This window comes from Paenibacillus sp. 1-8 (assembly GCF_056316205.1).
Map to the genome: position 1 here is coordinate 3650026 of NZ_CM149995.1, position 14192 is coordinate 3664217.

A 14192-nucleotide genomic window follows, 5' to 3' on the forward strand; every position below is an offset into this window, starting at 1 on the left:
ACTGAGAAAATAAAGTGTTAGACTGGCTCCAACAAAAAAGACAGCGGCAGCCTTAGACCAGAAAATATAGTCTTAAACTACCGTTGTTTTATTAAACTAGCGTTTCCCGTTAGTTTAATCCGCAATAAAAATAGAGGAACTCTATTGATGTAAGCTCCTCTGCTATCATTCTTTGTTAGCATAACGGCGGCAGCCGTTTCGCTTTGCCAACAGCAGTTTATATGCACGATGAATGGTTTTTAGTCAGTCCTACTCGTCAGCGGAGCCATATGCCTGATGGAACCCCATGGCACCGTGGCCGATTGCCGAGACTTCGGGGTCATGACTGCCAAGTTTGCGTTTTGCATAACGATATTCTTCTGCACTAAGGTTTAGGATGACTTTCCGGAAAGTGTGGAACTGCTAGTAGGCCAGGTGGAGAGCGCTTGCTCAGCAACAGCCTCTAGCATGTCCCGACTGAAGCCGGCCTTGGCTTGAACAGCCATACCGTGGACCACCGCCAGCACGAATGCAGCTAGCGCAGCACAGTTAGCAGTCTCCGGCAGATCTCCCTCCTGCTTTGCCCGTTCCAAGCGTTCACGCAGCGACGCCTCTCCATCCGCACGCGCATCGATCAGGGTACGTCGAATAGGTTCGGCATCGTCTGAGCCAGCCAAGGCGCCGTGGACTCCTAGACACCCCTTGCGATCCGGGTAACGAGTATGCAATTCGGCTGAACTGCGGAGGATGTGTGCGGCCACCTCCCGCGAGGTCGGCAGCTCCAGCGCCGCCGGGAAGAAATCCAGGTAGTCCTCATAATAGCGCGCCAGCACTCGGCGGAACAACTCTTCCTTGTTGCCAAACGCCGAGTAGAGCGCGGGTCGTTCGACACCCGTGGCCTGCGTCAGGTCGGTGTACGACACGCCCTCGTAGCCTTTACGCCAAAACACGCAAAGTGCCGCGTCCAGTGCCTGATCCACATCGAATTCGCGGTTACGTCCCATCAGTCAGATCACCTCTCCTTATTTTGTAACGGTCGATATTAAAAAGGTTTATGTCCAATTTTCATACTGTACGTTATCATAACACACGTTACAGATCGCTTCCAGCCCATCGGGTAAGGACCTGCGTCAGCGCACGATCGGCGAAATAGTCAGCCGTCTGGATCTTGTGTCACACATCAGGCGCCAGACCCGGCCCGGGCTGATGGACAATCTTGCCGGAGCGCGACGCATCATCCTAACATGACGCCATCTGACGTCCCTGCAATTGACCGCTTGACAGTGAGTGACAAATTATATAACATAATTTAACGTAACGATCGTTATGATATTTCGCTGTTCACAAGGAGGTTCTTTTCATGCAGAAATCATTGAAGAACAAGGTCGTCCTTATTACGGGCGGCTCACGCGGCCTTGGCGCCGCTATGGCGGAAGCGTTTGCCGATCACGGAGCGGATGTTGCGATCAGCTACGCGGCTTCGGCCAAAAAGGCTGAGGCTGTCGTGGAGAAGTTGAAGGGCAAGGGTGTTCGTGCATTAGCAATCAAAAGCGACCAAGCGGACCTTTCTTCCGCCAAGCCCCTAATTAACTCGGTGATTGCCGAATTCGGCAAACTCGATATCCTCGTGAACAACGCCGGCATCGCGATCCAGGGCCAGATGGTAGATGATGTCGGCTTGGACGAAGAAAAATACAATCGGCAGTGGCAAGTCAATGTCATGGGATCAATTGCCAATACCCGCGCGGCCGCACTCCAACTAGCGGACGGAGGCCGCATTATTTTTATCGGCTCTCTGCTCGGCGAGTACGTACCCTTTAGAGGGGTCGCCGACTACGCTGGAACGAAGGCGGCGCTCGCCGGATATGCGAGGGGCATCGCGCGCGACCTCGGCCCCCGCAATATCACTGTGAATGTCGTGCAGCCGGGCGCCATGCCCACGGACATGAACAAGGATGTGGCCGATCATTTGCCACCCCTTGAAACCTTCCTAGACATGCATCCGATCCGTCGCTTTGCAACCTTTGAAGAGGTGGCAGAGGCCGTCTGCTTCCTCGCCGGACCACATGGGGGCTACATCACCGGTGAGACCATCAATATGGCCGGCGGTGTCGGAATCTAGGACCGTCCCGAGCAGGTCCCATGCATGGGCACCTGCCAAGCATTCTAACATGCGCTAGTCGTGACCGCAGTCCGCCGATCAAGGATCGTATTGTGATCTTTGAACCTGCCGATCTGATGCAGCGAAGCGCTCGGGATCGGTATGTCAAAGATCGGGCCAATAAAGAGCAAAGCTCATAATAAAAAAATACGCAATTAAAGGAGACAATATATGACTAGAAAATTCAGTGCAAAGTCAACTGCCGATCAGGTGATTTCCGGCGTTGATCTCAAGGGAAAGCGACTTCTCATTACGGGTGCATCATCGGGCATTGGCCTCGAAACCGCCCGCTCACTGGTCTCTCACGGCGCCAGCGTCGTCGGCACGGTCAGGGACCTCGCCAAAGCCGAGACGGCCACTGCATCGGTCCTTGACGCCGCGGCGCAAGGAGGCGGCAGCCTAGCGTTGATCGAACTCGATCTCGCATCCTTGCAAAGCGTTCGCGCATGCGCGGATAAACTATTAGCCACCGGCCAGCGGTTCGATGCCATCATCGCCAACGCTGGCGTCATGGCAACCCCGTTCGGTCGGACGACCGACGGCTTCGAAGTCCAGTTCGGGACGAACTATCTTGGTCATTTCGCTTTGATCAATCGGATCGAGCCGCTGCTCGTCGATAACGGGCGCTTAGTGATGCTGTCGTCCCAAGCTCATCGCGCGGCCGATGTTGACCTGGACGATCCGAATTTCGAGCAACAGGCATACGACCCATTTGTCGCCTATGGTCGATCGAAAACGGCCACTACTCTCTTCGCAGCGGAATTCGATAAGCGGCATCGCAATCGTGGCATCCGAGCTGCCTCGGTGATGCCCGGGAATAGTCTTACCGATCTCCCGCGCCATTTCTCGCAGGAAGACTTGCAGGGTCTTTTCGAGAACGTTGGCAAAGCTCGCGCCGAAGCGGGTCTTCCGCCAGCGGAGCTCAAAGAAATCGCGCAGGCAGCCGCAACGTCGGTCTGGGCCGCAGTCGTGGCTGACAAAGACGAAATCGGCGGACACTATCTCGAAGATTGTGCGATCGCGCCGATCGATGACTCGCCCAACCCGTTTGCCGACGGCGTAAGGTCGTATGCGCTCGACGCTAACAAAGCCGAGCGGCTTTGGGTGAAAAGCGAGGAATTGATAAGCGCTGCGTTGTGAAGATTGTTGCGCACACGGTAGGTTGATCGCCCTGTTTTACTGAATACGCTGTCGATCCATTCTGACCCTATTTTGGCGAAATCGCTAACAAAACGCGAAAAACGTACGTTAAGCGAAGATTTATTTACAATATGGGGGACTGCCAGCCATATAACTTTAAACCCGTTCTGAGGGAGCATTTGCCAAAATTAGATTAAAATGATTGAGTTATTCCACTAACCTGATCGTTAGCAGAACGACGGTAAACGATCATCTAGGCTGGCTGCCGTCGTTTTATGGTTGAGCTATTGTTCCCCGTTAGCCAATCATGTAGCGCAAAATCAGCGCTGCACCACAGAGAATGAAAATTTTTGCTTGGTATTTTATACTGGAAGTACGGCTGGGAGAGGAAGGTCGATGAACTATGGTGCGATTAGAGCCCATCCGTTAGTCTGACTCCAACGACCACGGTGCACCACTGAATGTTGCTCCCACTGGGAAGCACTCATAGTAGATTAATCCTATTCTGGTTGTTGCACCAGTCTCCAATCATGATGCCGTAGGAAGGTTGAATGGCATGGATGTAATTATTGAACGGGCGTGCGGTATGGATGTCCATAAAGACAATATTACTGCATGCATCATGACACCTGAAGGAAAGGAGATTCAAACATTTTCAACTAAAACTGTATTTCTTCTTAAGTTAGTGGACTGGATTAAGGAGCACAGCTGTACTCATGTCGCCATGGAAAGCACAAGTGTTTATTGGAAACCTATTGTAAATTTAATTGAGGCTGAAGAGATCGAATTTCTGGTTGTTAATGCCCAGCATATGAAAGCTGTGCCTGGACGCAAAACCGATGTTAAAGATGCAGAATGGATTTGCCAACTCCTTCGCCACGGACTGATTAAAGCCAGTTTCATTCCAGACCGTAATCAACGTGAGTTAAGAGAGCTTGTTCGTTATCGCCGGAGTATCATCGAAGAACGTGCCAGACAGCATAATCGAATCCAAAAAGTATTAGAGGGAGCTAATATTAAGCTTGGTTCCGTTGTCTCAGATATTATGGGAGTTTCCTCTAAAAAAATGCTTTATGCGATTGCTGAAGGTATAGATGATCCTGGGCAACTGGCCAACATGGCCCTTCGAACACTAAAACGAAAAAAAGATGAACTCGAACTTGCCCTCCAAGGATACGTAAGTCCCCACCAACGCCTAATGATAAAAACCATTCTAACTCACATCGACTTTCTAACTCAACAAATTGATATGCTGGATCAAGAAGTTGCACGGCGAGTAAATCCTTACCAAGAAGATATCGAACGATTAGACTCAATTCCAGGCATATCAATACGAATGGCCGAACAAATCCTGGCTGAAATCGGTACAGATATTAAAAACCAGTTTCCAAGCGCAGCTCATATGTGTTCCTGGGCAGGACTTGTTCCTGGCCATAACGAAAGTGCGGGCAAAAGGAAATCGGCTAAAACCAAAAAGGGCAATAAATATTTGAGATCAGGCTTAACCGAAGCTGCTCATTCCGTAAAAGGATCTAAGAATTACCTTGGCGCACTGTATAGGCGTACAGCAGCGCGAAAAGGAAGGAAACGAGCAGGAATTGTAGTCGCTCATGCCATGTTGAGAATCTCCTATTACCTTCTAACTCGTAAAGAAATGTATGTTGATCTAGGGGAAGACTACTTCAATAAGCAAAGGGAACAGTCCATTGTGCGACATGCTTTACGCAGACTTGAAGGGCTAGGCTACTCCATTACCATCACTAAACCAGAAGGCTCCTGATCTATATAAGCTACAATAAAAAGCTATTCAGGCGCTCTCCCCTTTTAAAAAAAACGAACGAGCTGCGTCTTCTTTAATGCTGCCTTTTTCCACACTTTGGTGCAATAAATTTTCATAGTAGTTCAGTCCTATCACTCTTTCCCTATGGTTTCTTCATAAAACGCTACTGACATACTGTTGTCAGTAGTGTTTTTGTATAATCGGAGTAAGTAATCGTAAAGGAGTAGGAGATAAATGCGAAGTATTTTGGCCCAAAATGATATGATACGGTATTGTATCACTTATTATAGGAAGGATGGTATCTCGTGAATTTTGCTTCTGTACGCATCATTACCGACGACGTGGATCGTCTCGTCGAGTTCTATGAGAAAATCACGGGTGTTTCGGCGGAACGCCCCGCGCCCGTCTTTGCCGAACTCGTTATGCCATCGTGCACCCTGGCGATCGGCCACTCCCAGACGGTGCAACTGTTCGGCGCTGGTTCCGCAGTGGCGGCCGACAATCACACTGTCATCATCGAGTTCCACGTCCACGATGTCGATGCCGAATACGAGCGCTTGAAGCCGTTTGTCGACGAGTGGGTAAAGGAACCTACCACAATGCCGTGGGGGAACCGTGCCGTGCTGTTTCGCGATCCCGACGGCAATCTTGTTAACCTCTTCGCGCCGGTGACCGAGGAAGCAATCAAACGGTTCAGTGGTAGGCGTTGACGGACAGTTGAAGTGAGTGAGGCGAATTTCGTAATTAGTAATTTTACTGACCGCTGAAAGAGACCATAGCGACGAGTTATGGTCTCTTCATTTTATCTAGGTTCTTCATTAATTTTTGAGAAATGGATCTATTTCGCGATCTTCGCTGATGCTGGCAGCCTATTTGTAATTGTGCTATCGTTTCCCGTTAGCGTAAATTGACGATTTTATTGCGGAATCCTTTATTTAGCTGCTTTTGTATAGTAGACATAGCAGTGCCCTTCGCCCCAACCTTCCCAGTTGGTACCATGCCCAGGAGGATTTGTTGTGTTAGAATCATCCCCAACCGACCGAGAAAATTCAACCTTATGAAGAGTGTATGTGTAAGGACTTGCACTTTCAGGTGGATTATTCCATCCAAAAAATTAATTTCTCAGCGGTTAGCTAAAATCCAAGAAAAAAAGGCACAGCTTATAGCGTGGTTTTATAGCCTTAAAAGCCCTCTCTTGTATTAACAGAGAAGGCTTTTAAGCGCTAACAGGTGTTTTTGATTATTTATCGTTTTCCACATTTGCAAGCTTTTTTCACTTTCTTCACAACGCTGCTTTTACCACTACTTTTGCGCGAGCTGTTATTGTTTCCGTTATCGCGTCTTCTGCATTCCTCGCAAAGATCCCAGTGATCATGATACCAGCAAGCTTTGCGACATCTACCGTGACATCTGTGTCTAGGAGAGTTATATTGCGTTATTTTCTTTACTACTGAACGACGTGTATTAGCCAATTGGATTCACCTCCCCTCATGCTCTATCACATGCTAAGAGGATGAAAAATTCTTGTGCTAATAACAGAAGACAAATTAATCAAAATTGATAACGGGTTCACGGCAGGAACCGCGTGTCTTTGCGTCGAATGACGGATGGATGACAATGTGACGCGTCGGAGAGATGGAGGGATAACGACGGATGGATTTCAAACGGACATACTCCCTAAAGGAGTTTACCCGATGGCCCCAACTAATTATCGTCGTGAGAAATGTCAGAAGAGAATAAAGTATTAGACTGAATATGCTAGTCCCAGCGGCTTTTCAAATTATAAAAAACGTCAAATCTCGTGAAATAAGTATTAGACTGGCCCCAACTATAAAAAAGCGGAAGCCTGGGACGAGAAAATAAAGTCCTAGACTGTCGCTGTTCCATTGAACTAACGTTTCCCGTTAGCGTAATGGGGAGCGATTATAAAAGTGCTTCTTGATATCTGATTTGACTTAGTTCTAAATCTCTAATGAGTTCAAGGTCTAGCACGCGTGACATCGAGGTGCATCCGCGGCGCTGGCCCACCTTGTGTGTTGGCGAATCCGTTGGCGACGAAGCCAACGGATTCGTAAAATCCTATCGCGTGCGGGTTGGCTGTCACCTCTACACGCATGCCGCGCCGCCCAATGTCTTCGATCAGAGCACTCGCGACGCCTTGGCGCATCCAGTCAGGATCAGTGAACAGATCCTCGAGTTCGAGAAAGTCGTCGACAGGACGTACCGAAGCAAAGCCGACGACCCGCCCATCAACAACAGCGACACGCGTGAACGGCATCATCGCTTCGTCCCACAGGAGCCACTCAGGATGAATGGCGATCAGTTCCTGGACGCCCCCGTTTGTCAGCGATGCACGGCGAAAGACGTCTCGCAGCGTATTGACGTCGTCGTCGAATGCGTTTCTAATGACGAGGTTAGACGAATATAAAGGTTTTTTTTCATTCATGGCTGCGTCTCCTTTTTACGGAAAATCCATGATAGTATTTTCATTTTTATTAGTGTAAAAGTATACTACAATAATTTTTAGAAAAGTAGTCCTGTTTTGTATCGTTATAGTTATACTTTACCGTTACTTGTGATGCTGTTCACCATATCACTGTACAACTATGCTGCCCTTTAGCTAAATAGAAAATAGAGCAGCTGCCAGATCGCAAGCTGCCCTTTGGTTTATTTAACTAAAGTTTCCCGTTACTTGAAAGCATATTGGTGAACCCACTCTTTTATCTGAGAGGCAACTTCGGTTACATCAGTATCTGTTGTATCAATAGTAGGCATAGGTGGGTTATAGACCTCATCAGCAATTTCAAGCAATCGTTTTGCAAAGTTTATGTGGTTTTGAATCTCTTCCTCTGGCCAATTTCTTTCACGTAGACGTTTTTCGCGAGTTTCTTCATCACAATGTAGGTTTAGATAATATACATGCTTAAAAAAAGGAAAGTCTGCACATTTTTCAATATCCCAAGGCATCATTGTTCCGCATATTATAGTCATGCGTCCACTTTGAGCGATATTTAGCGCAACTCGTAGCCAAATATTTCGCATTTTCTCCCAATCGTGCCCAATAAATTCAACAAGATTATCAGGGTCAAAAATATCAAAATTAGGCATCATCCTCCGCAGTTCCTTGATGACATATGTCTTCCCAGACCCACTTGCACCTGTTACGATAAATAAAGGCACTTTGCTTTCGATTGTTATAACCTCGTCTCATCTAAATATACTTCAATTCCTTTATATCCCAGAGATACTATGTCGATATTGCAATTATAACATTTCCCAACCGAAAACAAGGGTAGAAAACTGCTATAACTATTCTGCCCGTTAGTTTAATAAAAAAGCTATCGCAAAATGGACCATCGGATAAGGCATTTTTGATAACCTCCTAAGTTAAGAAAATCAATAGATGTAGCTATACACCAGCACTACAACATATTGAAACTAACTAACCCGCCCGTTAGCTGAATATACTGCCGAATCATGCCGGTAGTCTTATATATTATTTGAACTATCGTCTCCCGTTAACTTAAACTACCTTTGAAAGCTAGAGCCGAGTATACCCATCTACCATAATGATTAAGAAAGCAAAGAGAGAGTTGACTGACTTCTTTTCGTCTGAATATACCTCGATTACTTTAAAGTGCTTATGTCACTTTAAAGTGCGTACTTCCTATGTATGGTTAGTTGATGCAAAATAATGTTATACAAAGAATAGTACAGAAGGAGCTGAAACACTATGAATAATGAATCTACAACAACACGCAAAGTCGCCTTGGTCGTAGGTGCGAATGGTGTTATCGGTCGCAACCTCATTGATCACCTCATCTCTCTTCCTGATTGGGACGTGATCGGCGTATCGCGTCGCGGTGGAGAATCTAGCAACCATGTTCGATATGTGGCTGCGGATCTACTCAATACAGACGATCTTCACGAGAAATTAAGCGATTTAACTGGGGTAACACACATTTTTTATGCTGCTTACCAAGACCGTCAAACTTGGGCTGAACTTGTTCCACCGAACCTCGCCATGTTAGTGAACATCGTAGAAGTGATCGAACCAATCGCGTCGGGCTTGAAACATGTCAGTCTGATGCAGGGATATAAGGTATACGGCGCACATCTCGGCCCGTTCAAAACTCCTGCTCGTGAGACAGACGCTAACCACATGCCTCCTGAGTTCAATATTGATCAGCAAGATTTCTTAGAACAACGGCAAAAAGGTAAGGCTTGGACTTGGTCTGCACTCCGTCCTTCTGTAGTCTGCGGCTTCTCGCTTGGAAATCCGATGAACCTCGCAATGGTCATAGCGATTTACGCTTCAATTTCGAAGGAACTTGGAATACCTTTGCGGTTTCCAGGTAAGTCGGGAGCTTACAACAGCCTCTTGGAGATGACAGACGCTGGGCTTCTCGCAAAGGCAACAGTATGGGCGGCGACCGACGAGCGCTGTGCGAATCAGGCATTCAACATTACGAACGGCGATCTGTTCCGTTGGAATGAGTTATGGCCGAAGATCGCTCAATACTTTGGTATGGAAACAGCGCCTCCGTTGCAGATGTCTCTGGACGTTGTCATGGAGGACAAGGAGCAGCTTTGGAACAAAATGGTTGAGAAGCATGGGCTTGCTCGGAATTCCTATAAAGACGTATCCTCTTGGCTATTCGGCGATTTCGTGTTTGCATGGGATTACGATTTTTTTGCCGACGGAACTAAGGCTCGTCGTTTAGGCTTTCACGAATTCGTCGATACCGAAGCAATGTTTATGAACATCTTCAACGACTTCCGCAAGCGTAAAGTCATCCCGTAAACTACCGTATAAAATAAGAAAGCCGATCTTGTATTGGGTCGGTTTCTTAACTGTTATTTACGTCTGTAAGCATTGGATTAGCCAGAACAGTAGCCTTTCCCTCGTACTTTCTCTCTATATGCGAATCCCCCCAACGACACATCAGATGTAGGAGTTCCTTTAGACTCCAGCCGTAGTCTGTCAACTCATACTCAACTCTAGGTGGTACCTGATTATAGGAAATACGTAAGATGACGCCCTCTTCTTCAAGCTCCCGAAGGTGCTGCGTTAACATCTTTTGAGTAATTGCGGGAATCAAGCTCCTAAATTCATTATTACGTTTCTTACCGAATGTCAAATGAAAGAGAATAACAGGTTTCCATTTCCCACCAATTACCTCTAAAGTTGCCTCAACTGCAGTGTTGTAAATTTTTTCAGTCTTTTTCACACAACTTGCCCCTTTTCGAATATTTCGACACAGGTCATTGGTAACTCCTGATGAATTGGAGCCATTAAATGTCCCTATTAAACATTATAACTACAACCAAAATGTTACGCTAACCTGCCCGTTAGCTTAATGAGGCCACGGCAGTCTAATACTTTATTTTCTTCTGACACCATGTGTCTTTCTTTCATGAGTACTGTGAGAGTTCAAAACCTATTTTATCCTACTTTCATGTCTCCGAACCCACTACATATCCTCATGCAGGAAAATTTCCGATATTAGTTCCTCCGATATCACCTTGAAGCCTTCCTTTTTCAGCAAAGCCGAGGTCACGCCATTACCCGCTATTTTCCGGTTTTCAAATGACCCGTTATAGATGGCGGCTGATCCGCAGGATGGACTGTTTTCTTTTAAAACAATAAGCGTAGCGTTAATCTCCTTAGCTATGTTCAAAGCTTCGTATGCACCTTTAATGTACATCTCACTGACATCGTTGCCCGAGGACTCAACCACCTTGGCTGTACCGTTCAGTACATCTTCCCCCGTCCCGCCCACAATTTCAGCAGGCGGTCTCGGCGTCATAAAGCCCCCCAACAATTCAGGACAGATGGTTACAGCCTTCTTTTCCTCTACCAACTTCTGAATATGTACGTCCAAGCTATCCGTCCCGTTATACCGGACCTTCATCCCTGCCAAACACGAACTTACCAAAATCATCTGCTTCCACCTCATGTCCATTGCTTTTCACAACTTAAGTCATTTAAGTATAATCAAATTTTCTCATAGAGTCTTGCAAGTTACCCTTTCAACATGTACATCCGTTCCTTGCCGAGTCACTACTATTTCATCTCCTACGATGATCATTCCAAATAAAGATGCCCTTACTTTCTATTCCCATAAATTGTTACGGAGCAGTTTTCGGAGTACAGGCACGGATGGGCACCTGCCCACATACAATAAACAGATCACAAGCCCGGTAAGGTACCATAAACCGGTAAGTTCGCAACTACCTCAGGAGGTGTCATCCGTGCCCGGACTATTTGGCGCTATCGCTCTGTTCATCAAGGAATTGACGCTACTCGTCTCTTACGTGAAAAACAACGCCTTTCCGCAGCCATTGACTGAGAAAGAGGAAGCCCGACACCTGAAGCTGTTTGCCGAAGGCAACGCGCAATCCCGCAACACACTAATTGAACACAACCTCCGACTAGTGGCTCATATTGTGAACAGGTTGTGTTCCATAAACAAAGTAATTATCTTTTGAAAATCCATCCACCATTCTGTTTAGGAACCCATAGAAGGATAAGCTAAATTGTTTCTTTTCATGGTCATATCGGATTATAATTTCATCAATCAGATTTTCCACAATCCTTCTTTTTATCTCTGGTGCTAATTCATTGTTTAATACTTCCTGATATTTAGATACCATCACTTTAATGACATCCTCAGACATCGACTGCCGATTCAATAAAGATATTTTTTCCTCAAGTCGTCCAAGTTCTCCTTGAATTCTTTTTACCTCTTTATTTAAAGTGGTCATATCAGTTTCCAATTCATCCTCCTCAATAACACCTTTCCTAAACATAAACTTTATTTTCTCTCTTTCCTTTTCCTTCTCTTCTACCTGTTTTTCGAAGATATTTTTTAAATTCATGAGTTCATCTGTAGCATGGCTATCCTTTTTTGAAAGATCATTTTTTAGGTGTTCAGGATTGTTCAGAACTTTCACAATTATTCCCCATATATACTCATCAAGAATTTCAGTTCGGATCACCGGAATATCGCACTTTTCTACCCCTTCACCATACCTCTTGGGGTATTTGTTAGCACATCTGTAAATGGGATAACTCTTCTTCTCACCGTTTTTAGCTTTACCCGGATAGCTTGTTGCTTCCCACACACGTCCACAGTGACTACACTTGATTAACGATCTTAACAAATAATGGTGCTTAACATTCCGACCTGTACGTGTAAAATTAGTTCGCTTCTTTTTCTGGGCAAGTTCAAAAGTTCCCAAATCTATTAATGGAGGCACATCTACACTTATCCATTCTTCCTTATTCCTTATAGTGTAAGTCTTTTTAGCTTTACCTGATGCTGTTTTTTCACCTTTAATCTTCTTCGTTGATCTGCGGTTATAGTAATATTTACCGATATAAATTTCTGAAGTCAGGACGCGACCAATAGAACTGGCACTCCACTGCTTACTTTCTGCTCGTTTAGGAACAGCGCCCATCAAATATAAGTTCTCACCAATCTGCTTCATCGTTTTGGAATCATGAACATACCAATGATAGATAAGTTGAACGAATTTAGCTTCCTCTTCATTGATTATAAGCTGACCATCAACAAGGTCGTATCCATAAGGTGCTACACGCATTGGCATAATTTTTTTGTCTTTTTCAACTGCTCTGAGCCTACCACGCACAGTACGCTTTTTAATTAGGGATAACTCATACTGAGCAATAGACGACATCATGTTAAAAAACAACTGGCCTTCAGGTGTGTTTTTATATTCTGTATCTACGAAAATAAGCTCTACATCATGTTTTTCAAGCTCGCGGCAAATAATGAGTTTGTCGGTCAGATCTCTTGTCAGCCTGTCGGGATGCGTCACAATTAGCGATTTGATTTTACCTAGCTTAATGTCTTGCATCAAACGGTTAAGAGCAGGACGATCAATGTCCTCTCCTGTAAACCCTTCTTCTTGATAGACATGTAGAGTATTTTCCTGAATTCCTAATTTACGCGCCTTATTAAAACAGATCTCCACTTGACCTTCCAAACTTGTACCCTCCGAAGCTTGCATTCCTGTAGATACTCTTGGATAAATAGCCGTTATGTAAGCATTCAATTGTCTACACCTCACTTTGTTTTGTGTTCATTATAAATCCTATGCTCATTACTGTATATAAATAAAGAAAAAAACGATGCTGTTACACATCGTCTTCTCTTTTTGTTGATTGATTACTTATTTGTTCAAGTATAATTTCTAGGACATTCTGCAATGGTTTATCATTATTTATGTATTGGTCTGATACTGGATTAAAAACAGGGACAAAGGTGAATTCATTCTTCTTCATTGTTATACACCACCCGTCTTTAAGCTCACATGGATAGTGTATGAACGATGAGATTGTCCCTATGTCACGGCTACATCCTTGAATAATCTGATGTATAATATCACGTTCCTCTAAGCTATGTATTTTTGTCAAAGTGCTTACTATGTGTTGCTATATGTATAATTCAAGCGTTCTAATTTCAATTCTAACCCTTCTCAACTTGCTACCTACTCCAACTACTCCCTAACCGTAAACACGCTTTAAAATCACTTCTAGCTCGTCTGAGCAGTAATAATTGTCTAGAAACCGTCCTAACAACTTCATATGGATAATCTTCATCCATTATGGCTGTCATAATGAATCTTTTTGGCTCTATATGTATTCCATCTGTACTCAATTGACTGCTACAATAGCATATTCGTTTATAAGGTCTTGCAGAGTTGTCTGTCTACTCAAATTATCTGCCTCCATGTAAAATGTTGATTTTATAAGCTATCCATTGAATAGTAACCAGATGAATCCGTAGATTTAGCAATTAGTCCTATAATGCACGACAAGCAAAAAAATAAAAGCATAAGAACAAATTTTTTACCGTCCATGATTAACACCTCATTATAGAAAGAAGTCGGCTACTTCATTACATCTAATCTACAAACCGCTTCTATGGTAAGTCTATGCTGCTGCATGGGAAAACGTAAAGATGCATCCCAAAATTAATTTTAACGCTCTAATCTCTGTACTATTATCTATGAATAACAGTTATTGTGCTTCTCCCATACAAAGACGAAGCATCTTATTTCCTATATATTCATGTACAACAAAGCAATGGAATCAAAATCAGC

The 14192-nt window shown here is 44.9% G+C and carries 13 protein-coding genes and 1 pseudogene; 7 read left to right on the top strand and 7 right to left on the bottom strand.

The window, feature by feature from the left end; genetic code table 11:
- Positions 1-371 precede the first annotated feature (371 nt).
- On the bottom strand, positions 372-983 hold the full coding sequence (locus tag AC0WRU_RS16710; protein ID WP_476125611.1) for a TetR/AcrR family transcriptional regulator: 612 nt from the start codon (positions 981-983) through the stop codon (positions 372-374).
- A gap of 356 nt (positions 984-1339) precedes the next feature.
- Here AC0WRU_RS16710 and AC0WRU_RS16715 point away from each other — a divergent pair, with 356 nt between their 5' ends.
- The 5 genes from AC0WRU_RS16715 to AC0WRU_RS16735 all read left to right on the top strand — a co-directional run bounded on the left by AC0WRU_RS16715 (position 1340) and on the right by AC0WRU_RS16735 (position 5770).
- Positions 1340-2101 carry an SDR family NAD(P)-dependent oxidoreductase gene (locus tag AC0WRU_RS16715; RefSeq protein WP_476125612.1) on the top strand — a complete coding sequence of 254 codons (762 nt, stop codon included), beginning with the start codon at positions 1340-1342 and terminating at the stop codon, positions 2099-2101.
- 20 nt (positions 2102-2121) lie between these two features.
- Positions 2122-2280 carry a hypothetical protein gene (locus AC0WRU_RS16720; RefSeq protein WP_476125613.1) on the top strand — a complete coding sequence of 53 codons (159 nt, stop codon included), beginning with the start codon at positions 2122-2124 and terminating at the stop codon, positions 2278-2280.
- A 31-nt stretch (positions 2281-2311) separates the two neighbouring features.
- Entirely contained in the window at positions 2312-3280 is a 969-nt protein-coding gene (locus tag AC0WRU_RS16725) for an SDR family NAD(P)-dependent oxidoreductase (RefSeq protein ID WP_476125614.1), read from the top strand.
- A 556-nt stretch (positions 3281-3836) separates the two neighbouring features.
- Positions 3837-5060, top strand: a complete 1224-nt coding sequence (locus AC0WRU_RS16730; protein ID WP_025684813.1) for an IS110 family RNA-guided transposase — start codon at positions 3837-3839, stop codon at positions 5058-5060.
- Between the two features lie 305 nt (positions 5061-5365).
- Positions 5366-5770, top strand: coding sequence for a VOC family protein (locus AC0WRU_RS16735; protein ID WP_476125615.1), 405 nt, complete (start codon positions 5366-5368; stop codon positions 5768-5770).
- A gap of 1268 nt (positions 5771-7038) precedes the next feature.
- Here the strand turns inward: AC0WRU_RS16735 and AC0WRU_RS16740 are convergent.
- A complete protein-coding gene (locus tag AC0WRU_RS16740; RefSeq protein WP_476125616.1) occupies positions 7039-7506 on the bottom strand; it encodes a GNAT family N-acetyltransferase in 468 nt (155 codons plus the stop codon).
- 242 nt (positions 7507-7748) lie between these two features.
- Positions 7749-8240, bottom strand: a complete 492-nt coding sequence (locus tag AC0WRU_RS16745; RefSeq protein ID WP_476125617.1) for an AAA family ATPase — start codon at positions 8238-8240, stop codon at positions 7749-7751.
- A gap of 553 nt (positions 8241-8793) precedes the next feature.
- On the opposite strand from AC0WRU_RS16745, the gene AC0WRU_RS16750 reads away from it, so the two are divergent.
- On the top strand, positions 8794-9864 hold the full coding sequence (locus AC0WRU_RS16750; RefSeq protein ID WP_476125618.1) for an SDR family oxidoreductase: 1071 nt from the start codon (positions 8794-8796) through the stop codon (positions 9862-9864).
- 46 nt (positions 9865-9910) lie between these two features.
- On the opposite strand, the gene AC0WRU_RS16755 is transcribed toward AC0WRU_RS16750, so the two are convergent.
- Entirely contained in the window at positions 9911-10291 is a 381-nt protein-coding gene (locus tag AC0WRU_RS16755; protein WP_476125619.1) for a winged helix-turn-helix transcriptional regulator, read from the bottom strand.
- 243 nt (positions 10292-10534) lie between these two features.
- A complete protein-coding gene (locus AC0WRU_RS16760) occupies positions 10535-11005 on the bottom strand; it encodes a 2-thiouracil desulfurase family protein (protein WP_476125620.1) in 471 nt (156 codons plus the stop codon).
- Positions 11006-11315: 310 nt separating this feature from the next.
- Here AC0WRU_RS16760 and AC0WRU_RS16765 point away from each other — a divergent pair.
- Positions 11316-11519: pseudogene (locus AC0WRU_RS16765) on the top strand (RNA polymerase subunit sigma-70); the annotation flags it as partial.
- On the opposite strand, the gene AC0WRU_RS16770 reads toward AC0WRU_RS16765, so the two are convergent.
- Positions 11496-13157 carry a recombinase family protein gene (locus AC0WRU_RS16770; RefSeq protein WP_476125621.1) on the bottom strand — a complete coding sequence of 554 codons (1662 nt, stop codon included), beginning with the start codon at positions 13155-13157 and terminating at the stop codon, positions 11496-11498. The pseudogene AC0WRU_RS16765 and the gene AC0WRU_RS16770 sit on opposite strands and share 24 nt — an antisense overlap.
- A 67-nt stretch (positions 13158-13224) precedes the next feature.
- Positions 13225-13371, bottom strand: coding sequence for a hypothetical protein (locus tag AC0WRU_RS16775; RefSeq protein WP_155766947.1), 147 nt, complete (start codon positions 13369-13371; stop codon positions 13225-13227).
- Positions 13372-14192: the final 821 nt, after the last annotated feature.

What these genes read in the sequence shown, in the direction of transcription:
- AC0WRU_RS16760 (WP_476125620.1), bottom strand. Translation starts at nt 11,005, where the DNA reads ATGATTTTGGTAAGTTCGTGTTTGGCAGGGATGAAGGTCCGGTATAAC.
- AC0WRU_RS16715 (WP_476125612.1), top strand. Translation starts at nt 1,340, where the DNA reads ATGCAGAAATCATTGAAGAACAAGGTCGTCCTTATTACGGGCGGCTCA.
- AC0WRU_RS16740 (WP_476125616.1), bottom strand. Translation starts at nt 7,506, where the DNA reads ATGAATGAAAAAAAACCTTTATATTCGTCTAACCTCGTCATTAGAAAC.
- AC0WRU_RS16750 (WP_476125618.1), top strand. Translation starts at nt 8,794, where the DNA reads ATGAATAATGAATCTACAACAACACGCAAAGTCGCCTTGGTCGTAGGT.
- AC0WRU_RS16710 (WP_476125611.1), bottom strand. Translation starts at nt 983, where the DNA reads ATGGGACGTAACCGCGAATTCGATGTGGATCAGGCACTGGACGCGGCA.
- AC0WRU_RS16720 (WP_476125613.1), top strand. Translation starts at nt 2,122, where the DNA reads ATGCATGGGCACCTGCCAAGCATTCTAACATGCGCTAGTCGTGACCGC.
- AC0WRU_RS16775 (WP_155766947.1), bottom strand. Translation starts at nt 13,371, where the DNA reads ATGAAGAAGAATGAATTCACCTTTGTCCCTGTTTTTAATCCAGTATCA.
- AC0WRU_RS16730 (WP_025684813.1), top strand. Translation starts at nt 3,837, where the DNA reads ATGGATGTAATTATTGAACGGGCGTGCGGTATGGATGTCCATAAAGAC.
- AC0WRU_RS16725 (WP_476125614.1), top strand. Translation starts at nt 2,312, where the DNA reads ATGACTAGAAAATTCAGTGCAAAGTCAACTGCCGATCAGGTGATTTCC.